20 protein-coding genes are annotated in these 22,277 nt (G+C 44.7%); 3 read left to right on the forward strand and 17 right to left on the reverse strand.

The genetic code is table 11. The annotated features are described in order from the left end of the window. Positions 1-2: 2 nt before the first annotated feature. The 5 genes from rpsP to FPZ44_RS27030 all read right to left on the reverse strand — a co-directional run bounded on the left by rpsP (position 3) and on the right by FPZ44_RS27030 (position 5,868). A complete protein-coding gene (gene rpsP, locus FPZ44_RS13650) occupies positions 3-275 on the reverse strand; it encodes a 30S ribosomal protein S16 (RefSeq protein ID WP_144991032.1) in 273 nt (90 codons plus the stop codon). A 39-nt stretch (positions 276-314) separates the two neighbouring features. Then, on the reverse strand, positions 315-1,688 hold the full coding sequence (gene ffh, locus FPZ44_RS13655) for a signal recognition particle protein (protein ID WP_144991034.1): 1,374 nt from the start codon (positions 1,686-1,688) through the stop codon (positions 315-317). Between the two features lie 19 nt (positions 1,689-1,707). Continuing rightward, positions 1,708-2,067, reverse strand: coding sequence for a putative DNA-binding protein (locus FPZ44_RS13660; protein WP_144991036.1), 360 nt, complete (start codon positions 2,065-2,067; stop codon positions 1,708-1,710). Positions 2,068-2,279: 212 nt separating this feature from the next. Further along, positions 2,280-4,016, reverse strand: coding sequence for a glycoside hydrolase family 19 protein (locus FPZ44_RS13665; RefSeq protein ID WP_144991038.1), 1,737 nt, complete (start codon positions 4,014-4,016; stop codon positions 2,280-2,282). Positions 4,017-4,215: 199 nt separating this feature from the next. After that, positions 4,216-5,868, reverse strand: a complete 1,653-nt coding sequence (locus FPZ44_RS27030; protein WP_144991040.1) for a glycoside hydrolase family 19 protein — start codon at positions 5,866-5,868, stop codon at positions 4,216-4,218. A gap of 598 nt (positions 5,869-6,466) precedes the next feature. On the opposite strand from FPZ44_RS27030, the gene FPZ44_RS13675 reads away from it, so the two are divergent. The 3 genes from FPZ44_RS13675 to FPZ44_RS13685 all read left to right on the forward strand — a co-directional run bounded on the left by FPZ44_RS13675 (position 6,467) and on the right by FPZ44_RS13685 (position 9,293). Then, positions 6,467-7,222, forward strand: coding sequence for a MerR family transcriptional regulator (locus FPZ44_RS13675; protein ID WP_261378324.1), 756 nt, complete (start codon positions 6,467-6,469; stop codon positions 7,220-7,222). Between the two features lie 123 nt (positions 7,223-7,345). Beyond that, the gene (locus FPZ44_RS13680; RefSeq protein WP_144991044.1) at positions 7,346-7,924 is read left to right on the forward strand and encodes a thymidine kinase; all 579 of its coding nucleotides are present in this window, start codon (positions 7,346-7,348) and stop codon (positions 7,922-7,924) included. A 142-nt stretch (positions 7,925-8,066) separates the two neighbouring features. After that, complete coding sequence (locus FPZ44_RS13685) at positions 8,067-9,293, forward strand: MFS transporter (protein ID WP_144991046.1); 1,227 nt, start codon at positions 8,067-8,069, stop codon at positions 9,291-9,293. 135 nt (positions 9,294-9,428) lie between these two features. Here the strand turns inward: FPZ44_RS13685 and ftsY are convergent, their stop codons facing one another. The 12 genes from ftsY to FPZ44_RS13745 all read right to left on the reverse strand — a co-directional run bounded on the left by ftsY (position 9,429) and on the right by FPZ44_RS13745 (position 22,273). After that, positions 9,429-10,463, reverse strand: a complete 1,035-nt coding sequence (gene ftsY / locus FPZ44_RS13690) for a signal recognition particle-docking protein FtsY (RefSeq protein ID WP_144991048.1) — start codon at positions 10,461-10,463, stop codon at positions 9,429-9,431. 18 nt (positions 10,464-10,481) lie between these two features. Then, positions 10,482-14,054, reverse strand: a complete 3,573-nt coding sequence (gene smc / locus FPZ44_RS13695) for a chromosome segregation protein SMC (RefSeq protein WP_144991050.1) — start codon at positions 14,052-14,054, stop codon at positions 10,482-10,484. Positions 14,055-14,259: 205 nt separating this feature from the next. Then, complete coding sequence (gene rnc / locus FPZ44_RS13700) at positions 14,260-14,958, reverse strand: ribonuclease III (RefSeq protein ID WP_028595615.1); 699 nt, start codon at positions 14,956-14,958, stop codon at positions 14,260-14,262. Between the two features lie 12 nt (positions 14,959-14,970). After that, positions 14,971-16,206, reverse strand: a complete 1,236-nt coding sequence (gene fabF / locus FPZ44_RS13705; protein WP_144991052.1) for a beta-ketoacyl-ACP synthase II — start codon at positions 16,204-16,206, stop codon at positions 14,971-14,973. 134 nt (positions 16,207-16,340) lie between these two features. After that, positions 16,341-16,577 (reverse strand): acyl carrier protein, encoded by a 237-nt coding sequence (acpP, locus tag FPZ44_RS13710; protein WP_028595617.1) that lies wholly within the window; start codon positions 16,575-16,577, stop codon positions 16,341-16,343. 108 nt (positions 16,578-16,685) lie between these two features. Next, complete coding sequence (gene fabG, locus FPZ44_RS13715; RefSeq protein WP_144991054.1) at positions 16,686-17,432, reverse strand: 3-oxoacyl-[acyl-carrier-protein] reductase; 747 nt, start codon at positions 17,430-17,432, stop codon at positions 16,686-16,688. Between the two features lie 232 nt (positions 17,433-17,664). Then, the gene (fabD, locus tag FPZ44_RS13720; protein ID WP_144991056.1) at positions 17,665-18,597 is read right to left on the reverse strand and encodes an ACP S-malonyltransferase; all 933 of its coding nucleotides are present in this window, start codon (positions 18,595-18,597) and stop codon (positions 17,665-17,667) included. A 42-nt stretch (positions 18,598-18,639) separates the two neighbouring features. Beyond that, complete coding sequence (locus FPZ44_RS13725) at positions 18,640-19,629, reverse strand: beta-ketoacyl-ACP synthase III (RefSeq protein WP_144991058.1); 990 nt, start codon at positions 19,627-19,629, stop codon at positions 18,640-18,642. An 11-nt stretch (positions 19,630-19,640) separates the two neighbouring features. Next, positions 19,641-20,639 carry a phosphate acyltransferase PlsX gene (gene plsX / locus FPZ44_RS13730; protein ID WP_144991060.1) on the reverse strand — a complete coding sequence of 333 codons (999 nt, stop codon included), beginning with the start codon at positions 20,637-20,639 and terminating at the stop codon, positions 19,641-19,643. Further along, positions 20,623-21,231: a transcription factor FapR gene (fapR, locus tag FPZ44_RS13735; protein WP_144991062.1), complete on the reverse strand. Its 609-nt coding sequence runs from the start codon at positions 21,229-21,231 to the stop codon at positions 20,623-20,625. Before fapR ends, plsX begins: the two co-directional genes overlap by 17 nt. Positions 21,232-21,534: 303 nt before the next feature. Further along, positions 21,535-21,708, reverse strand: a complete 174-nt coding sequence (gene rpmF / locus FPZ44_RS13740) for a 50S ribosomal protein L32 (RefSeq protein ID WP_028595623.1) — start codon at positions 21,706-21,708, stop codon at positions 21,535-21,537. 52 nt (positions 21,709-21,760) lie between these two features. Next, the gene (locus FPZ44_RS13745) at positions 21,761-22,273 is read right to left on the reverse strand and encodes a YceD family protein (RefSeq protein WP_144991064.1); all 513 of its coding nucleotides are present in this window, start codon (positions 22,271-22,273) and stop codon (positions 21,761-21,763) included. Positions 22,274-22,277: the final 4 nt, after the last annotated feature.

Genomic DNA, 22,277 nt, shown 5'->3' on the forward strand with positions numbered 1-22,277 from the left:
AATTACTTCTGAAGTTTAGACTCATGGAACTTCTTCATAACGCCAGCTTTGCTAAGCAAGTTGCGAACTGTATCAGAAGCTTGAGCACCAGTTTGAAGCCATTTCAACGCTTTTTCTTCGTCGATGCTTACTACAGCTGGTTGAGCAACTGGGTTGTAATGACCGATTTCTTCGATGAAACGACCGTCACGCGGGGAACGGGAGTCAGATACAACTACACGGTAGAAAGGCGCTTTATGAGCACCCATACGTTTAAGACGGATACGTACTGCCACGAAATTCACCTCCTTAATAAAATCTCATTATATTTGAGCTTAGCGGAACGGGAAACGCATTCCTTTTCCGACTTTGCTTTTCAAATTTTTCATCATTTTCGGACCTTTAGGTCCCATCATATCTGAGAACTGCTTCATAACACGGCGCATTTCATCAAATTGCTTGATTAAGCGGTTTACATCAGCAAGCTGTGTACCACTACCAGTAGCAATACGTTTACGACGGCTATGATTGATAAGATCTGGATCTTGGCGTTCTTTGCTCGTCATAGAACGGACAATCGCTTCAATGCGATCCATCTGACGTTCATCAACCTGCATATTCGCCTGCTGCTTCATCTTACCCATGCCAGGTATCATATCAAGAATTTGGTCCAATGGTCCAAGTTTCTTTACTTGTTGCATTTGATCTAGGAAATCGTCGAACGAAAATTCGGCGTTGCGCATCTTGCGCTCCATTTCCTTCGCTTGATCAGCATCGATATTGGCTTGAGCCTTCTCGATTAGGGAGAGCATATCACCCATACCAAGAATTCGAGAAGCCATACGTTCTGGATGGAAAGACTCCAAAGCATCAATCTTCTCACCTAGCGCTGCGAACTTGATCGGGCACCCAGTGACTGCCTTAACAGACAACGCGGCACCACCACGTGTGTCTCCATCAAGCTTCGTTAATACAACCCCTGTCAGTGTCAGTTGTTGATTAAAGCTTTCAGCGACGTTAACAGCGTCTTGACCTGTCATTGCATCAACGACTAGCAACACTTCATCTGGCTTAACTGTCTCATGAATTTGCTTTAGCTCGTCCATCAACGCTTCGTCGATGTGCAAACGACCAGCCGTATCAATAATGACATAATCCAAATGTTGTTCACGTGCATGATCCATCGCTTGACGCGCGATGTCAACTGGATTCGCTTGATCACCAAGTGTAAATACCGGTACCTTAATCTGTTCACCCAACACTTGAAGCTGCTTAATCGCAGCAGGACGGTAAATATCCGCCGCTACAAGCAATGGCTTATGATTCTGCTTCTGAAGAAGCTTAGCTAACTTTGCAGATGTCGTTGTCTTACCAGCACCTTGCAAACCAGCCATCATAATGACAGTAGGTGGTTTATTAGCTTTCGCCAACTTAGCAGCTGAGCCACCCATCAAATCTGTCAATTCCTTATTGACGATATCGATGATGACCATGCCTGGCGTAAAGCTCTTCATGACATCTTGGCCGATAGCTTTTTCCTTAACTTTTGCGATAAATTCTTTTACTACTTTGAAGTTGACATCAGCTTCGAGAAGTGCTAGACGCACCTCGCGCATTGCTTCATTCACATCATCTTCTGTAACTTTTCCTTTACCCTTCAACTTGCTGAATACTGATTGCAAGCGATTCGTTAATCCTTCGAATGCCATGGTTAGTCACCCCGTTCCCTTAATCCAACGCCTGCAGTTCACGGACAATCTCCTGCAGTTCCGCACGCTGCGGGTCGGGTATTTGCATATGTTCTATCAAGGTATCTTGCAGAGAGGATAGCAGTTTCGAACGCTCTTCGAACTTAGCAAGAAGCTTAAGCTTACTTTCATAAGTATCAAGAGTTTGTTCGGCACGCTTAATATGTTCATATACCGCTTGACGGCTAATCCCAAATTCCGCTGCAATCTCACCTAAGGAGAAATCATCATGAAAATAACATTTCAAAAACGTTTGCTGTTTTTCTGTTAATAACGGTTCGTAGAAATCAAACAGCATGTTAATTCGATTCGTCTTAGCTAACATCTGTTCTTCGTTCATACGGGCCACTCCTTTCGTCAAGGAAAAACACTTTACAGCCCATCGACGTTTTTTATCTTATCTGAAACCAATTCAATTGTCAAGCAATTAACCTTAACAACACAAAAAACCCTCCGCTGATCACTCAACGAAGGGTCCAACCGAAGGTATTAGAAGAAGAAAATTACATATTAAGAAAGAACATCACTAAGATTATAACTAACTAGCTTGGATTAGAAAGGTTGCATACCAAGTGTATCAAGCTTCTCACCTTGAATGTTTGCATTAATTTTGCCTGTTATGTCACGATAATGAGCAGCACGACGTCTAATACGATTGTCGTCTTCTCCTTTATTGCCTTCTTGATTGCCGTTAATGACCATAATGGTAGCACCGAAACCTGGTACAAGTCCTTTAGCAAGTTGCTCCGCAGTCGGAGTCCAGTTACCAACGATAATGTCATGGCTTGATGGCTTAGGTGCTTGTGGTGTCATCCAGAATAGAATGCCTGTCAAGAATCCCATCTTACCATCTTGCGTAATGGCATCAGGATTTTGAAGCAGAACATTTTTATCTCCGTATATAATGGAACTGATTAAGCCGTAATTGTAATTCCAGCTTAACTGGATTGGTCCACGACCATGATAGGATTTGCCTGGCACAGCAGGATAATCCTTATTCTCGGCATCAATATAACCTATCTTCGTCCGGTCGTTAGCGTATGCGACTTCTTCATTAAAGAACAATGCCCAGCGAAGCTCACCACCTGGTGCTGTCGGCCATCCGCCTCCTGTTTCATGTGCAATGTTTGCTAAGAAAGCAGCCAACTCACGCTTGCGATCATTCTCAGTACCTTCTTTCAAGAACGTTCCGAAATCTGATACTTCCGCAGATTTAGGCTTGGCAACGTTCACAGGCGCGTTAAAGTCAGGACTTTGATAAATTAACATTTCTGTCTTAGCTGCTTTATCCAGTCTGACAATTTGATACGCATTTGGAACTCCTACACGTGATACAACCTTATATTTAATATTCGCAATATCTCTAACCGCTGCAATAAGATTGTCGTACGAATAGTATTCTTTCAAATCTGGACTGTAGAAAGGCTGACTCTTTGCACGCTGATGCCATTCTGTCGATCCAAAGCGTAATGGGAATAGCGCTTCAAAATCAGCTCTCGGCAGTGCCGATTGTACAGCCTCGATTGCTTTGTCAGGAGCATATTTTGCATCGATGCCTCCCCACAATTGGACAACTTGTTTGTCCGTAAGCACTCGACTTTGTCCAACTTCCAAGCCTTCACCTGGTGCAATAATAACGGCCTTCGTCTTCACGGTAAACGTATCTGATTGCGAAGAGTTCCCCGCCTTATCATAGGCCTTCACATAATACTTGTACGATGTTGACGCCTGCAAGCCTGTATCCGTAAACGCTAGTCGATTCGTCTCGCCTACTTTTACGTTATCTCGATAAATCTCATATTTCTTAACACCCACATTATCTTTGGATGCTTTCCATATAAGCTTCACTAGACTTGTCGTTTGTACAGGGGATGTGAGCTGCCCCGGCGCTGTAGGCGCCGAATGATCCGGGCCGTTGTTATCATCATCGTCGTCGTCATCATCATCATCATCATCGTCATCATCATCGTCGTCATCATCGTCGTCATCATCATCATCATCGTCGTCATCTTTATCAATCAACTTCCATGGCGACTCTTTCGATGAGCCAGATGGTTGTTCTCCTGAAGTTGTACGCTTAGCCTGATATACTTTCCCCTTGTATACCACAATATCACCAGCATTGTACACCTTCTGTGCTTGCCAGGAAGCCGCAGTTACAACGGTTTCATGGACGTGCTTGCCGCTAGCAGCAAACGCATGTCCACTAGAAGCTAACAGCGTTACCCCTACAACAGCACTCAACGTACGAAGCAAAAACGAACGCGAGAATGGATATTTCAAATTCATTCATATACCTCCCCTAAAACGTACATTCAAATTACAACCTTGCAGATTAATGAACAAATGCGACTGTATATGATTATGCAAGTCTTCATGCTGACTATCACTGTAAAGCAACATTTCTATCTCCATTCCTATCCATGCTCATTTCTATGAGTTACTTACTATAAGAGTTATCACAAAAAACATAGATACGCTCCGCACATTAGAATGGCTGCATACCAAGTGTATCTAGCTTCTCACCTTGAATGTTTGCTCCGACTCTGGTCGTAATGTCACGGTAATGAGCAACACGACGTTTAACACGATAATCGGTCTCGTCTTTATTGCCTTCCAGTCCACCGTTAATAACCATAATCGTAGCACCAAAGCCAGGAACTAATCCTTTAGCCAACTGTGCAGCCGTAGGTACATAGTTACCCACAATAATGTCATGATTAGATGGCTTAGGACTTTGTGGCGTCATCCAGAACAATATAGCTGTCATAAAGCCAAGTTTACCTTCATTTGTTATCATTTCAGGATTTTGAAGCAGTACGTTTTTGTCACCAAAAATAATAGATCCAATAAGACCATAATTATAGTTCCAGCTCAATTGCATTGGACCACGTCCATGATAAGATTTACCCGCTACAGCCGGGTAATCTGTACTTGCAGCTACGTAACCGACCCTCCCTGGTTGATTGATATAAGCCATTTCTTCATTCCAGAACAGTGCCCAGCGAAGTTCTCCGCCTGGTGCTGTCGCCCATCCTCCTCCTGTTTCATGCGAGATGTTAGCCAAGAACGCTGCTAGCTCACGCTTCTTGTTATTTTCCGTGCCTTCCTTTAAGAAAGTACCGAAATCAGTTATATACGGAATTTTGGCCTTGTTACGGTTCCATTCTGAGTTAAAATCTTTCTCTTCATAGAGAAGTGTTTCTTTCTTAGCGGCTTTATCTAAACGGAATATTTGATGTGTCCAAGTGCTGCCTTCGCGGTATACAATCTTGTACTTGATATTAGCTACGTCACGCACAGCAGCGATGAGGTTGTCATAGGAGTAGTAATCTGCTTGGTTCGGTTTATAGTAATCTTTTGTTTTTGCGAAGTTATGCCATTCAGCTGTACCGATACGCATTGGGAACAAAAGTTCAAACTCTGCTTTGGGCAATATCGATTGTACCGCCTGTACAGCCAAATCAGGTCCATACTGAGGATCAATGCCGCCCCAAGTGCTTTGAACCTGTGCATCTGTCAATACGCGACTTTGACCTACTGTGAGATCATCACCAGGAATAACGACATTTGATGTGCTTACTGGCACGGCAGCAGAATCAGCAAAATTACCAGCTGCATCAAGGGCTCTAACCTTATAGGAGTAAGATGTTAACGCTTGCAAACCATTGTCTGTAAAAGTGGTCGTAGTCGATGTTCCAACCTTAACATTGTTGCGGTAAATGTCATACGCAGTAACACCTACATTATCAGTAGAAGCAGTCCATGAGAGAGTAATAGAAGTGGCAGATTGAGAAGGTGAAGCGACATTTGTTGGTGGAGTTGGAGCAACTGTGTCATTTTGGCCGCCTCCGCTAACAACTTTCCATGCGCCCCATTGATTCGAAGCATTCGGTGTTTCGCCTTGTGTCCACCACTTGGCTTCGAATACTTGGCCATTGTAGGTAACTCTCGAACCAGCCGTATAAGCTTGAGTCGCTGACCATGGTGCAGGTGCATTTGCTATTTGAGCGGATGCAGCTTGTGTCAAAGGCGCGGTTGCAGCAAATGCGGCAGTGCCCGATGCAAGCATGGATACGCTTATTGCAGCAGACAACGTGCGAAGCAGGAAGGAACGTGAGAACGGATACTTCTGTTTCATGATAAATCCTCCTTTTTATGGAATTATAGTAACACTACTCTATTATAGTAGAGCTACTAGGTAGTAACTATAGGTATAAATACCTATAAATAAGTGATAAAAGTGTCGTTTTTTTGCTTGATTCTGGATATTTTTTGGTGTTTATCGTGTAACAACGGCAATTGTAAATTCTAAGAAATAATGCTTGACTGTGACGCCACGTCATCCCTTACAGTGGTAGTAGAAGGAGGAGCGACAAATGCAAGAACATGAGCAGGCAGCCTAAGAAACCACGAATTCACTACAACTAGAAAGGGTTGCACAAGCACTAAGGCACGCTGAGAACCTATTGCGTAGATTGCAGCGCAGATTGTCTCAGAAATACGACATGAATAAGGAGGGAAGCCGCTTTGTCAAAGCATGCAACATTGTAAGGGTGCAAACTACATTTCAGCCTCTCGTTTCTCAAACATACATCTATATATGGCTCAGATATCACTATACAGGCATAACCGACTACATAATAGAATGATAGATCTAATAGTAGTATTAGATTCTACATGTCTATATAGAAGAAGAAACGAGCACCTCTTACGATCCTTTTGACATCGGTGCCACTGTGCCCTATACAGTTCAAGACGTAGCAGAAATTTCAGGCGTGAGTGTCCGCACACTCAGGTATTACGATCAAATTGACCTCCTCAAGCCTGCATACTATGGAGATAACGGATACCGCTACTACGAACAAGAGCAGCTTATTAAGCTTCAGCATATACTGTTCTTCCGTGAACTTGATCTGCCACTAGCTGATATTCATGAAATGATACAGCGAGATACTTTTAATCAAGCAGAAGCATTGCAGCACCATCGCCAATTGCTGTTGAGCAAAGTAAATAGACTTCATACACTAATTAAGACGCTGGATCGTACCATCGCCAATTTACGTGGGGAATGTGATTTAACAGAGCAACAGCGGTTCGCTGGCTTCGATAACGGGAAGCAGAATCGCTACGTGAAGGAATTAAAAGAACGGTATGACAGAGCAGGACAACTTACCTTGCATTCTTCAACCGATTCAACAATGATACAAGATAATAGTCCACATGATGAAAGACTCGCCTGTATACTCGCACAACTACTTGATGCTGGCTTACAACCTGGTGATGAAGAAGTACAGCGGTTGATTGGACACCATTATGCATGGGTAAGTCACATGTACCTTACTACACCAGAGGGATATGCAAAGCTTGCAGATCTGTATGTGAACGAAGAACAATTTCGCTCCTATTACGACCTTATTCATCCCCAGCTAGCCCCTTTTCTCCGTCAAGCAATGCTCATTTTTACAGCACAGCAGCATAAGATCGGTCGATAGCTGCATAGCATCCTTTTAAAGGTAGACACTTGTAAAGACAGGTGTCTTTTTCCTTTCCTATACGACCGACTCCAGATATGCTATGATGTGATTCGATATTTAGAAAGAACAGGAGTGGCTAGTTTGGCTCAATTATTTTTTCGCTACGGTGCCATGAACAGTGGAAAATCCATTGAAATCTTAAAAGTAGCACACAATTATGAGGAGCAGAACAAATCCGTTCTCATTTTCACCTCAGCAGTCGACAATCGAGATGAAGTTGGATATGTATCATCTCGCATTGGTTTGAGACGTAAAGCGATACCTATCCATGCAAATACCAATATATTTGAACAAGTTCGCTCTCACGCCGGTTCACTCTCGTGCATTTTAGTTGATGAAGTGCAATTTCTAGGACATGAGCATGTGATGCAGTTGACCCAGATTGTTGATGAGCTTCATATTCCTGTAATGGGATTCGGGCTGAAGAACGACTTTCAAAATAAGCTGTTCGAAGGAAGCCGTTATATGCTCCTCTACGCAGACAAAATCGAAGAAATGAAGACCATCTGCTGGTTCTGTGAACGTAAGGCCATTATGAATCTAAGAGTAGACGAGACTGGTCGACCTGTTTATACAGGTGAACAAATTCAAATTGGCGGGAATGACAGCTATTACCCTGTATGCCGACGCTGTCATAAGCAGCCACCAATAAGCGAGTAACAAGGGAAGCACTTTTATCCACTTCGGATACAAAGTGCTTTTTTGTTTGTCATAGGATTTTCACATCGACAGGTATCTTTTTCCATGTTATAGTTATTAAACATTTTAGTTTCGAAAGTAATTACATACTGGGGGAGATAGGATGGGAAAGTCATTCAAAGCATTGTGGTTCAATCACTCTGCCGCCGAACTCGCTTCTTCACTTTGGCTGATGACTTGGATCGCTGCGGTCTATCAAATATCAGGTTCAGCTGCATTAGCTGGGGGAATTTCTCTTGTTCGCTCACTATCCGCCCTATGTAGTGGCCTTACGCTGCCACTATGGTATAAACGATGGTCTGTAGAAAAGGTATTGCGTAGATTCCAATTTATAAATATTGTCGTTTCACTCGCCTTCGTCGTTCTATTGCAACTTGCAGCTATCGACTCGGTACCTTTCATTGTGATTTTTGCATACATAAGCAATGTAATCTCTGGGTATTCACGAGGTTGTGCTAACGCGGCCACAACCGCTTTATATCCAAGACTTGTGAAAGAAGAACAACGAGCTAAATCAAATAGCATCGTCAATATGGGCACACAATTCGTTTCCATGTTCGGATGGACGGTTGGTGGAATATTGATTCAACAGTTGGGCTCTTTCAATGTGTTGTTGGTAAGTACCGTCATTCTATCATTAGCGGCTTTACTATTAGCATTTATCCCACTTCCTTCAACTATTAATGACGCAACTGCGAAAAAACAATCGATGTGGTCAGGCTGGGGTATTCTATTCCGTGATCCGCGCATCCGCATCGTTACAACGATGGATATTATTGAAGGGCTAGCAAACGGAATTTGGATAGGGGGCGTTACACTGCTCTTTGTTCAACAGGTGTTGAACGAAACGGAAGCATGGTGGGGCTATATCAATGCCGCTTATTATGCAGGTTCTATTTTTGGAGCCTATCTTATTATGAAACGAGCCAAACAACTACAAAATCATCTACTGCCATCTATGATTATAGGCTCAGTGATGTTTTGCCTCATGCTGTTTGCTTACGCATTTACAACAGCTTCTTGGGTAGCCCTTATTATTGTATTCGTCATGGGTCCAGCCACACAAATGAGGGATGTTTCTCAACTTACTTACATTCAACTGAACGTTGCTCTTGATCAGCAGCCGAACTTATACGCGGCTAAAAGTGCGCTTGGGACCCTACTCTTTGGCCTATCGATCGCATTTACCGGACTAATTGCTGATTTGTGGGGTGCGCAAATGGTTTATATAATCGCTGGCTTTATGTATTCCATTTCATCCATTTTCGGATTCTTCTTATTTTCCTTTAGAAAACATCATACAGTAACTATGCACCATGAAGTGAAGTAAGAAATACTCGATAACGATAAACTTGCCTAACCTATAAAAAAAGAAGCTAAACCTCCCTTGCCGACATGGATACAACCCATAGGAGTGTTTAACTTCTTTTTTATTATTGTCTTAGCCCTGCATGGCTATATATTGTTATACTTGCTCTGTTTGCTCTGTTTGCTCTGTTTGCTCTTCTTGCTCTTCTTGCTTCTCTTGATCTTGAATGATACCAGCAAACAAGGCGTGAACAAACTGCTCCGAATCAAACTGTTGCAGATCATCCATTTTTTCACCAAGGCCAACGAACTTAACTGGCAAGTTCAACTCTTGGCGAATCGCAACGACGATACCACCTTTTGCTGTTCCGTCTAGCTTCGTCAACACTAGCCCTGTTACACCGCTCTTCTCACCAAACAATTTCGCTTGAGAAAGTGCATTTTGACCTGTAGTTGCATCCAATACCATCAGCACTTCATGCGGAGCATCAGGAACTTCGCGTTGAATAACACGGAAGATTTTGTTCAACTCTTCCATCAAGTTCGATTTGTTCTGCAAGCGACCTGCTGTATCGCATAAAAGAACATCGACACCACGCTGCTTAGCAGCTTGTACCGCATCAAACATAACAGCTGCCGGATCAGAACCAGCTTGCTGCTTGATTACCTCAACGCCAACACGCTGCCCCCACACTTCCAACTGCTCGATCGCACCAGCACGGAATGTATCCCCCGCTGCCATAAGTACGCTTTTACCCTCTTGCTTGAAACGATGTGCCAGTTTACCGATCGTTGTCGTCTTACCCACGCCGTTAACACCAACAAATAAAATAACCGTCAATCCGTTCGGACTCATGCGAAGCTCATTATTTTGGTCACCGCGCAACAATTCAATCAGCTTCTCAGACAACACAGGCTGAAGTTCAGCTGCTTCCTCGATTTTACGCTTGCGCACTTCATCACGCAGATCTTCGATAAGATTCATTACCGTAGTGACACCAACGTCAGCGCCAATGAGAATCTCTTCTAGTTCCTCATAGAATTCTTCGTCGATTTTTTTACGGCGTGTAATAAGATCAGTTACTTTTTCGACCAATCCTTTACGCGTCTTTTCTAAACCTTCTTTAAAGACCGATGTTACCGCTTCTGTCTTTTTCGCGATGCTTTCCTTTAGCTTCTTAAAAAAACTCATCGTTCTCCTCCGCTCTATCTATGCAATATGCGCTTCATCATCTTCCAGCTTCACGGATACTAATTTAGAAACGCCGCCCTCTTCCATCGTCACACCGTATAGTACATCCGCTTCTTCCATTGTACCTTTACGATGGGTAACAATAATAAACTGTGTTTCTTCTGAGAACTCTCGCAAATATTGTGCAAATCGAGTCACGTTCGCTTCATCCAAGGCAGCTTCAACTTCGTCAAGTACGCAGAACGGCACTGGTTTCACGTGTAAAATAGCAAACAATAGTGCCATCGCCGTCAATGCACGTTCTCCACCGGACAACAGCTGAAGGTTTTGCAGCTTCTTCCCTGGTGGCTGTGCAACGATATCAATACCCGTTTCCAAAATTCGATCAGGCTCCAACAACACCAGATCTGCTCTACCGCCACCGAATAATTTCGCAAATACGACTACGAATTGTTTGCGAATCTCATCAAAGGTAGACTTGAAGCGCTTGGACATTTCATCGTCCATTTCCTTAATAACTTGATACAGCGTAGTCTTCGCCTCAATGAGATCATTTTTCTGCTCGCTTAAGAACTGGTACCGCTCATTGACACGCTCAAATTCCTCAACAGCACCCAGATTCACTTCGCCAAGCGCGTGAATTTGACGCTTCAGATCCTTCACTTCCAGCTGTGCAGCTTGGATGTCTTCTGGAACGGGATAGCGGAATTTCGCCATCTCATAACTTAGTTCATATTCTTCACTCAGCTTACGCAGCAAATTTTCCAACTCGACATCCATTCGATTCGATTGAATCTCAGTCTGCCTCATTGCTTCTTCGGTCTGTTTCAACTCAGTGCGCTGTTCGCGAGTTTCACTCTCCGCTAAGTCAAGCTGCTGCACGAGTGCTGCACGATCTGCACGCTTGAACTCGATCTGCTTGGACGTTTCTTGCTTCTTCACATGGAAATGGTTCAAATCTTCGGTCTGCTTACCAGACTCTCGCTCAACCGTTTCCAGATCAATCTGAACTTGAATAAGCAATTGGGTCTGATGCGAATATTCCTGTTCGTACGTACGCGCCTCCTGCTCAGAACGCTTCAACTGCTCGCTAAGTGAGAAGAGCTCTTGATCTAGCTTACCTTGCGATACTTTCAAGTCCGTTAATTGACCTTGCAGCTCTTCCTTAGCCGTTTCACTAGCGCGGCGCGATTTTTCAGCCGACTGTATCGCTACATTCAAACGATCCTCTTCTACTTTAAGCTCGGAAAGACGCTGTTCAGCCGTTAAACGCCCTGCTTGGAGTGTCGACTTTTCCTCATTCGCAAGTGATAGCTCTTGATCTTCAGCCTCTACAAACGTATCATGCTGGCGCTCCTCTTTCTCTAGCTGCGCAATCTCATGAACGAGCTGCTGCTCGTTCATACGCTTCGTCTCGCCTTGCTCTCGCAAGTCTTCGATCCGCTTAATCGACGTCGTCGTACGCTGCTTCAGCTCCTTGACGGATATGGAAAGTTTCTCAAGTTGAGTATCAATCGTGCGAATCTCTTCGTCAAGCTGCTCAAGTTGGCGTTGACGACCAAGCAAATTCGCACTTTTCTTATTTAAACTTCCCCCAGTCATGGAACCGCCGGCATTAACGACATCACCCTCGCGAGTTACTACGCGATAACGATAGTTAAGCTTTGCTGCAATACGGTTGGCATCTTCCAATGTTTCAGCAATAACGACATTGCCTAGCAAGCTGCCTACAACTTGGCTATAGGCACTATCCGTCTGGATAAGATCGGCAGCAATACCAACAAAGCCTTCAATGCCATCCACGATCCTACGATCCGTATCATGCATGGTTCGACTACGTATAACATCCAATGGCAAGAAGGTAGCTCGTCCCAATTGACGCTGCTTCAAAAATGAAATCGCTTGACGGGAAACCGACTCGTTCTCCATAACAACATGCTGCAATGCCGCACCAAGTGCAGTTTCTACAGCCGTTTCTAAGTACTCTGGAACACGTATAAGCTCTGCTACAGCGCCATGAACACCAGACAATCCATTTGGTCGACGCGCAGCTTTCAACACTTCACGCACACCTAGCATAAAGCCATCAAAGTCATCCTGAAGCTCTTTCATCGTATCTCGTCGAGAAATAAGAGAATCATACTTCTGCTGCCATTTGCGCAGTGCTTGCTCACTTTCCTCTAATAGCTTGTCATCTTGCTTAAGCTGCTCATTCTCCTGCATATATCGATTTCGAATATACAGCAAGTCTTCCGCTAGCGTTTCCGTACGTCCCTTTGTTTCTTCAATTTTGCGAAGAAGTTCTGCACGCTCCGCCTCCCGCTTGCTGCGGTTGGCAGACATCTTGTCCATCCGTTTCTGCAGTGTCTCTTGCTGCTGGTCATAATACCGAATATCATTTCGCTGCTGCGCCATCTGGTTCATAATATCGAGCAATTGACCTTTTAGCGACTCCTCAGCATCCGAATTCGCACTTCCAGCAACACCAACAAGCCTAGACTGCTCGTCCTGAATAAGACGATGAACTTCACTCCGCTCTACTTCAAGTGCACGCAGCTTATCGCGAACACCCTGTACTTCCATCTCTTTGACCTGCATTCGCTCCGATGTCATTGCGATGGACTGCTTCAATTGGGCTTCATTGGTTTCAAGGTTGCGTCTACGTTCACGCAGTACTTCACCTTGTCCTTCGCATTTTTCATATTCCTCACTATAGTGAAGAAGTGAAGCTTGGAACTTCTCCAGCTCTTCTTCTAACTTGCGCAGCTCAATTCGATGCACTTCTAGCTGAGCATCATGCTCACTCACGACCGTCGCAAGCTCCAACTCTCGATGCTTGAGCACCTGCAACTTTTCATTTGCAGCCTGCCATTGATCATGCAACTGTTGAATCTGATGAACATAAACGGCTATTTCTTTCGTCTTCAGCCAATCACGCAGTTGTTTATAATGACGAGCTTTCTCCGACTGCTCCCGTAAAGGTCCAATCTGATCTTCCAATTCCGTAACTAGGTCATGAATACGGAGCAAATTCTGTTCCGTATCATCAAGTTTCCTTGTTGCATCTTTCTTTCTCGACTTGTATTTGACAATACCCGACGCCTCTTCAAATATGCCTCGACGATCTTCTGATCGTGTACTCAATATTTCTTCGATACGGCCTTGCCCAATAATCGAATAAGCTTCCTTACCTATCCCTGTATCCATAAACAACTCTGTAATATCACGAAGACGACATGGCTGCTTATTGATAAAATATTCACTTTCACCGCTACGATGAACACGACGCGTTACCGTAACTTCATTAAAATCCAAAGAAAGCGCGCTATCACTGTTATCCAGTGTTAACGACACTTCACCAAAATTCACTGCCTTACGGGCATCACTACCCGCAAATATAATATCTTCCATCTTGCCGCCTCGCAGCGACTTGGCACTCTGTTCACCAAGTACCCAGCGGATGGAATCCGAAATATTACTCTTACCACTGCCGTTCGGACCAACGACACCTGTAATCCCTTGCACAAACTCCAATTCAGTTCGATCGGCGAATGATTTGAAGCCTGCAAGTTCCAACCGCTTTAAGAACATTGTTCTCCATTCACCTCAACGTTTCTTAGTACTACATCGCTGTCCACTCATACGATGCACATCATACCTATGCATTCGTCTACTGCCATCTGGACAAAGAAAGAGCAAAAACCAGCCGCTGACGGCATCGTTCCGTCCATCTCGCACGCTGCCCTTTGCTCTTTCTGCGAAACAAGCCGGCAGCGACGCGCCGGCTTACAGTACGTTATGATTTCGGTATGACTGCATGCTCCAATGCTTTGGCTGCTGCCTGCTGTTCCGCTTCTTTCTTAGAACGGCCTGTGCCGCTGCCTAGACATTGATCGCCCATGTAAACTTCGGATACGAATTCACGCTCATGCGCAGGTCCGCGCTCTTCCACGATTCGATATTCCAGCACCCCTAAATTATGATGCTGAGTAAGCTCTTGAAGCTGTGTCTTATAATCATTCGTTTGCAGCTTCCCATCTAACGTAAGATGCGGGAAAATAAAACGCCGCAAAAAGTCACAAACCGCCTCAAGCCCTTGGTCAAGATACAACGCACCGATGAAAGATTCGAATACATCGGCAAGCAATGCCGGTCGCGTACGACCACCCGTCAGCTCTTCGCCTTTACCTAGTAGAACGTACTGACCGAATTGCAGTTGATTCGCAAATTTGACCAGTGAAGGCTCACAGACAATCGATGCTCGCATCTTCGTTAATTCTCCTTCAGGCCGCGTTGGGCAACGCTCGAACAAAAACTCCGAGACAGTTAATTCCAACACGGCGTCACCAAGAAACTCCAACCTTTCGTTGTCTTGATGCTGTCCGAAGCGGTGTTCATTCACATAGGATGCATGAGTGAACGCCTGCTTCAGCAGCTGACGATTACGAAATGTAATGTTGAGTTTCTGCTGCAACTGTTTCAGATCTGCACTCAACTGCCTGACCCCTTATGCTTCGTATTTCTTCAAAATAATTGTTGCGTTATGGCCTCCGAAGCCAAATGAATTAGACATAGCAACCTTCACGTCTGCTTGACGCGCAACGTTAGGTACATAGTCCAAATCACAATCTGGATCTGGATTGTCCAAATTAATCGTCGGCGCTATAACGCCTTCCTTCAATGTCATCGCACATACAATTGCCTCAACGCCGCCTGCAGCACCTAACATATGTCCGGTCATAGACTTCGTCGAACTAACAGCTAATTTGTAGGCATGATCACCGAAAGCGATCTTGATCGCATTTGTTTCGGATTTGTCGCCTGCTGGCGTAGACGTGCCGTGAGCATTAATATAATCGACATCAGTTGTCTCAAGACCAGCATCCCGCAACGCCCGCTGCATGCAACTAGCAGCTCCTTTAGGATCTGGCTCTGTAATATGATGCGCATCCGCACTCATGCCGTAGCCAACAACTTCAGCATAAATATGAGCTCCACGTGCAAGCGCATGTTCCAACGATTCAATCACGAGTACACCCGAACCTTCGCCCATAACGAAACCATCGCGATCTACATCGAACGGACGGCTTGCCTTTTCCGGCTCGTCATTGCGATTGGACATTGCACGCATCGCGCAGAAACCTGCAATGCCAAGAGGACGAATCGTCGCTTCTGCACCACCGCATACCATCGCATCTGCGTCTCCGCGTTGAATAATTTTGAACGCATCGCCAATCGAGTGAGTACCTGTCGCGCAAGCGGATACAGATGCTGTGTTAGGTCCTTTAGCCCCAAGTGTCATCGACACTTGACCTGAAGCCATGTTCGCAATCATCATCGGTATAAAAAATGGACTTACGCGCTTCACACCTTTTTGCAACAATGTCGTGTGCTGATCTTCCCAAGTTCCAAGTCCACCGATGCCTGAGCCAACGATAACACCGACACGTTCAGGATCCTCAGATTCCATGTCCAGCTTTGCATCTTCGACAGCCATTTTACTAGCAGCTACAGCAAATTGAACAAACCGATCCATGCGACGTACTTCTTTCTTATCCACATACGCTTCTGGATTGAAATCTTTAACCGAAGCTGCAATCTGAGTCGAATATTCAGATACATCAAACGACTCAATCTTGGATACTCCTGATTTGCCTTCCGTCAAATGATTCCAGAAAGTCGGTATATCTGAACCAAGAGCGGTAATGACACCCATTCCGGTAACGACAACCCTATGCTTCAAACAAGATCACCTCATTATATTCACTTTCGGCTCTATACTTCAACACCATCTATTTGTGTACCGTTGACTTTATCATTAAAACATGTACTAAATGTGGAGAAGTCCCGTCAATGATGAACGGGACTTGAACAACCTTAGGTATGAGATTGTATGTAGCTGACTACTTCACCTACACTCGTAATCTTCTCTGCGTCTTCATCAGAGATTTCCATATCAAACTCATCTTCTAGTTCCATTACCAATTCCACAACGTCGAGGGAATCAGCACCAAGATCATCTTTGAAAGATGCTTCGAGTGTTACTTCCGCTTCGTCTACGCCTAAGCGTTCAACGATAATACGTTTAACACGCTCAAATACTTCTGCAGACATCCGGTTCACCTCCTCTTTGGTATTATACGAGAAATCCTTCTAAATTGCCATATCAATCAACTAACAAAAAAATGCTCAACATCTACTATTATAGTAGACGGAAAAGCCTTACATATACATGCCGCCATCGACATGAATCGTTTGTCCCGTCATATAAGACGAGTCGTTAGAAGCCAAGAATAATACAGCATTTGCAATATCCTCTGGCTGGCCAAGTCGAGCAAGCGGAATGCCATGGAGCAACTGTTCACGCATCTCGGAAGACAATGCATCTGTCATATCTGTCTCGATGAAACCTGGTGCAACACAGTTCACCGTAATGTTACGTGAAGCGAGCTCACGTGCAGAAGCTTTCGTCAAGCCGATAACGCCAGCTTTAGCTGCAACATAGTTCGCCTGACCTGGATTGCCAAGCACACCTACAACAGACGAGATATTAATAATGCGGCCAGAGCGCTGCTTCATCATTGGACGAGTCACAGCTTTCAAGCAATTAAAAACACCTTTAAGGTTTGTTTCAATGACTTGATCGAACTCTTCTTCTTTCATGCGCATAATTAAATTATCTCTTGTAATGCCTGCATTATTCACGAGAATGTCAATACGGCCAAACTGTTCCATGGTGGATTGGATGAGCTGATCTGCCTCTTGTGTTTTGCCAACATTCGCACGGATCGCAACAGCACGGCGTCCCATAGCTTCAATTGCCGCCACAGTATCAGCAGCCGCCGCTTCACTACCTGCGTAATTAACGACAACATCTGCTCCTTCCGATGCGAGTTTAAGCGCAACAGAACGGCCTATGCCCCTAGAAGCTCCAGTAACAAGCGCAACTTTACCTTCCAATTTGGACATCCAAATACCCTCCTTGTCCTTTAATAGGGCATACGCCGCTTCGGGGTATGCCCTGCATCACCATTAACGATGACACAGATTAGGCCTATTAGACCGTATCGATGGATCTATCTGCTTACAATAAAATGATACATCCAATGAAAATTTCATTTCATACATTGTCAAGGTTCAAGTCAGCATCGACCCGAGCTGGTACTGTCGTATCTAGAAGATTCAAACAGTAGTGTTCCTCTTACGCTTGTAATTGGAACACCTCAAGCGATTCTAAACTGTTAATGGAAACAACTTTAACCGAACGATCAATTTTCTTAATAAGTCCAGCTAGCACTGTACCGGAACCAAGTTCGATAAATGTATCTACGCCTTGTCCAATCATATACCGTATACTGTCTTCCCATAGTACAGGGGAGCAAACTTGTTCAACAAGCAGTTGACGAATACGTCCTGCTTCTTGTTCCGCCTGAGCGGATACATTGGACACAATCGGAATTTGCGCATCTTGCATGCTGACATGATCGAAAGCATCGCTTAACTGATCTGCAGCTGGTTTCATCAGAGAGGAGTGGAATGGACCGCTCACCTCAAGTAGAATAACACGTTTGGCTCCAGCTTCTTTTCCGCGCTCGACTACCGCCTGTACACCATCGGCTGAACCAGAGATAGCGATTTGTCCCGGGCAGTTGATATTTGCCATTTCAACAGGAGCTCTGAAAGCAGAAATATCATCGCATAGTGCCCCGAGCTGCTCGCGCCCCGCTCCAAGTACGGCTGCCATGGCGCCCTGACCTTTCGGAACAGCAGCCTCCATATATTCGCCTCGCTTACGTACAGTAGCAACAGCATCCTCAAAGCTCATTACACCAGCTACAGCTAATGCACTGTACTCCCCAAGACTATGTCCTGCTAAATAATCGGGACGAATCCCGCGCTCAGCCAATGCTGTGTATAGTGCATAGCTAACCGTCATGAGAGCAGGCTGTGTATGGATCGTTTGCTTCAATACCTCTTCTGGTCCATTAAAGATAATATCAGTAAGGCTATATCCAAGCACACGGTTTGCAAGCTCAAAAATTTCACGCGAAGCTGGATTGGCTTCATAGACATCTTTGCCCATTCCTACAGACTGAGCTCCTTGTCCAGGAAACACAAACGCTATCTTACTCATTAATTCCACTCCTTGCATCCAATGAAGTCTACTGTTTTTTATTTATGACCAAGTTAATACCGTTGAACCCCAAGTCAATCCGCCACCGAAGCCAACGAGCACAACCGTATCCCCACGCTTTAAGCGTCCTTGCTCGACGGCTTCTGCTAGTGCCAGTGGAATAGAGGCCGCAGACGTATTTGCATAATTCGGAAGGTTAATCACACATTTTTCTTCCGGTAACTTCAGACGCTCCAAAGCTGATTGAATAATACGCATATTGGCTTGATGCGGAATAAATAAATCGATGTCTTCTTTGGACTTACCTGCCTTCGCCAATGCTTGCTCTGCAGCACTTCCCATAATGCGAACCGCAAACTTGAACACTTCACGACCATTCATATAAATGAAAGGACGCTTCTCTTCTGAAGAATCGACTGCTGTTAGGCAGCGCGAGCCTCCAACTTCTATTTTAAGCAATTCCGCTCCTGTTCCATCCGCTCCTAACTCGAACGACTGAATGCCATACCCTTCTTCTACAGGACCCAGCACTGCAGCCCCTGCTCCATCACCAAATAAAATGCAAGTGTTGCGATCCGTATAATCCGTAATTCGTGAGAGTGTTTCTGCACCAATTACCAATACATATTTGTACATGCCCGTAGCAATATAATTTGACGCAGTAGCTAGTCCATAAATAAATCCTGCACAAGCCGCAGATAGGTCAAATGCCGCTGCATGCTTGGCTCCAAGTCGTTCTTGTACGATGCATGCTGTAGATGGGAAAGGCATATCCGGTGTTACTGTCGTTACAATGATCAGATCGAGTTGCTCCGCTGTAATTCCTGCAGCAGTCAGCGCTTGAACAGAAGCTTCATACGCCAAATCAGAAGTCATTTGATCATCAGCAGCGATACGACGCTCTTTCATCCCTGTGCGTGTTACAATCCATTCGTCAGTCGTATCTACCATTTTTTCCAAATCTGCATTGGAAAGAATACGTTCAGGCACATATTTACCCGTCCCAATAATACCAACCGGACGCAATTTCATAGCTCTCACACTCACTTTCCGCTAGGTTGACGAACAATTTCAGCGGAGATCGTCTCCGTTAAATTATGCTGTAATGCTGTACGTGCTTGTCTGATCGCGTTAAATACCGCACGCCCATCAGATGAGCCATGTGCCTTAATGACGAGTCCATTCAAACCAAGTAAAGGGGCTCCGCCGTGTTCCTTATAATCCATCGTTTGCTTCAATCGCTTCAATCCAGGCATGACTAACGCTGCGCCCAATTTCGTGAGCCAAGAACGCGTAAATTCCTGTTTCAAGACATTAAATAATGAGCCAGCCGTGCCTTCTAATGTCTTCAACATAACGTTACCAGCGAATCCGTCGCATACGAGAACATCACAAGCGCCTTCCAATACATCCCGCGACTCTACATTTCCAATAAAATGAATTGGGGCTTGTTCCAATAAAGGAAATACAACTTTCGTTAATTCATTTCCCTTTTGGGCTTCACTGCCAACGTTCAACAATCCTACGCGAGGCTTCTTAATGCTGTGTACTTTTTCTCTATATATGCTGCCCATTATCGCGTACTGTACGAGATGCTCAGGCTTAGCATCCATATTAGCCCCAAGATCAAGCGCCAGCATTCCTTTACCATCCATAGTTGGGATCATAGGTGCAAGAGCTGGACGCTCCACGCCTTCCATCCTTCCGACTACCAATAGCCCTGTTGTCATTAAAGCTCCCGTATTGCCCGCTGATATCATGCAGTCCGCTTCACCTTCACGTACCATTCGTCCTGCCATGACCATCGAAGCACCCTTCTTGCGGCGAACTGCGCGAACAGGCTCGTCGTCAGCTTCAATACGCTCTTCTGTATGAACAACACGGATATTGGAAGGCTGGTTGGATAAGTGCGGCTTAATGGCTTGTTCATCTCCAACGAGAATGATTTCGAGTTCACTCCAATTTTTAGCCGCTTCCACAGCACCTTCTACTACGCTGGCTGGCGCACGATCTCCTCCCATTGCATCAATGGCGATTCTCATCTTCATGTCCTCCTTCGCTGACTGTTCCCTCTGATGTAGAACGGAAAATAATAAAGTGTCCGTGGACGACCAAATCATCTCCGACATAACTGAATACTTCAACTTTGGCTTTGTTCCGCTCACCTGACACAGAGCGTACATATGCTTTTGCCACTACTTTCTCGCCAAGATGCACTTGCCGTACAAAGCGTATGTCTGCCGTAGCAGTCAAGGCAACTTCTTCGTTGATAACTGCGATTGCTAATGAGTTTGCTTGTGCGAACAAGTGATGTCCACGTGCGACAAGCGTACGAGAAAATACGTGTTCTTGCTTAATTTCAAAAATAGAAATACCGCTTCGGTCGAGCTGCAAATCAATAACTTCCCCGATTACCTCATCAATTGGAAGTGACCGAACCTGATCGTAAGATTGTTCTGCCATCACTTTCATTCGTTCTCTTAGTTCTGGTATTCCTAGCTCCATTCGATCCAGTCGTATGGTCTGAATGCTGACTCGCAGCTTGCGTGTTAGCTCCTGATCCGTAACGAATGGGTTTTCCTCTATAATACCGGCCAATTGCCGTTGTCTCTCGCGCTTAGGTAGCTTCTCGATGTGTTACACCACCTTTAATCACTATGAGTAACATGCTGCTTATCCGTTCTTGTTAACCTGCTCCAATTATATCGTAAGCGAAATGAACTATTCGCACATGAGGTTTAACCTCGTATTAGAACCAGGTACTAATTGTAGTATATATAATATTTTCACTTCTGAAAAGCATAAGTTCTCATTTGGAACAAAATGGAACAAAAGACACATAAAAAAAGTAGCACTCCACCAAATGATGAAATGCTACATTCCCCGTATTTAGAGACTTCACTCACGTAATGTAAATGTCAGTCGCTAGTAATACGATTATTGTTTGATGATCTCTCTTGTTTTGTATGTTCCGCACACTTTACATACATGATGGCCCAATTTCAACTCACCACATTGATCACACTTAACCATGCCCGGTACGGACAGTTTGAAGTGCGTACGGCGCTTATCACGACGTGTTTTAGAAGTTCTTCTCTGAGGTACTGCCATGTTTACACCTCCTTACCCAAATTACATCTTGCAAATTTCGGTTGTCAGTTCTTTAGTTCTTAAAGAAATCTTTCAACCCTGCTAGTCTCGGATCAATTCGTTCATTGGAACATCCACAGTCCTTATCATTTCGATTCGTACCACAAGTTGGGCAAAGCCCTTTGCAGTCCTCACGACATAAAGTTGTAAATGGTAGATGAACAAACACCGCTTCCTCCACATATGGAATCAGATTAACGCGTTCATCCGTCACGTATATGACATCATCTGCGTCATCTGCTGGAAGATCAGTAGTAGAGTCCGTCAGCTTAAAATGCTCATGAAACGGAATGACAACTGTCTCAGTGTGAGGCGTTAAGCAACGTGAACAGTTAACGTCCAACGTTGTTGTCAATTTCCCTGTAACGCCAACTAGGTCGTCGTCTTCCGCAGCCGCTGTTAAGTCGACGTTAACGGGTGCAATACGGCGAATATCGCTGCGATTGAAAATAGGGTCTTCTATCTCAAACGTTTCTCGTATGTGCGCCTGTTGACCATTGATCGCGTCCCGAAAAGAAAATTTCATGTTA

It is taken from the genome of Paenibacillus agilis, assembly GCF_007786455.1.
GTDB lineage: Bacteria > Bacillota > Bacilli > Paenibacillales > Paenibacillaceae > Paenibacillus_B > Paenibacillus_B agilis.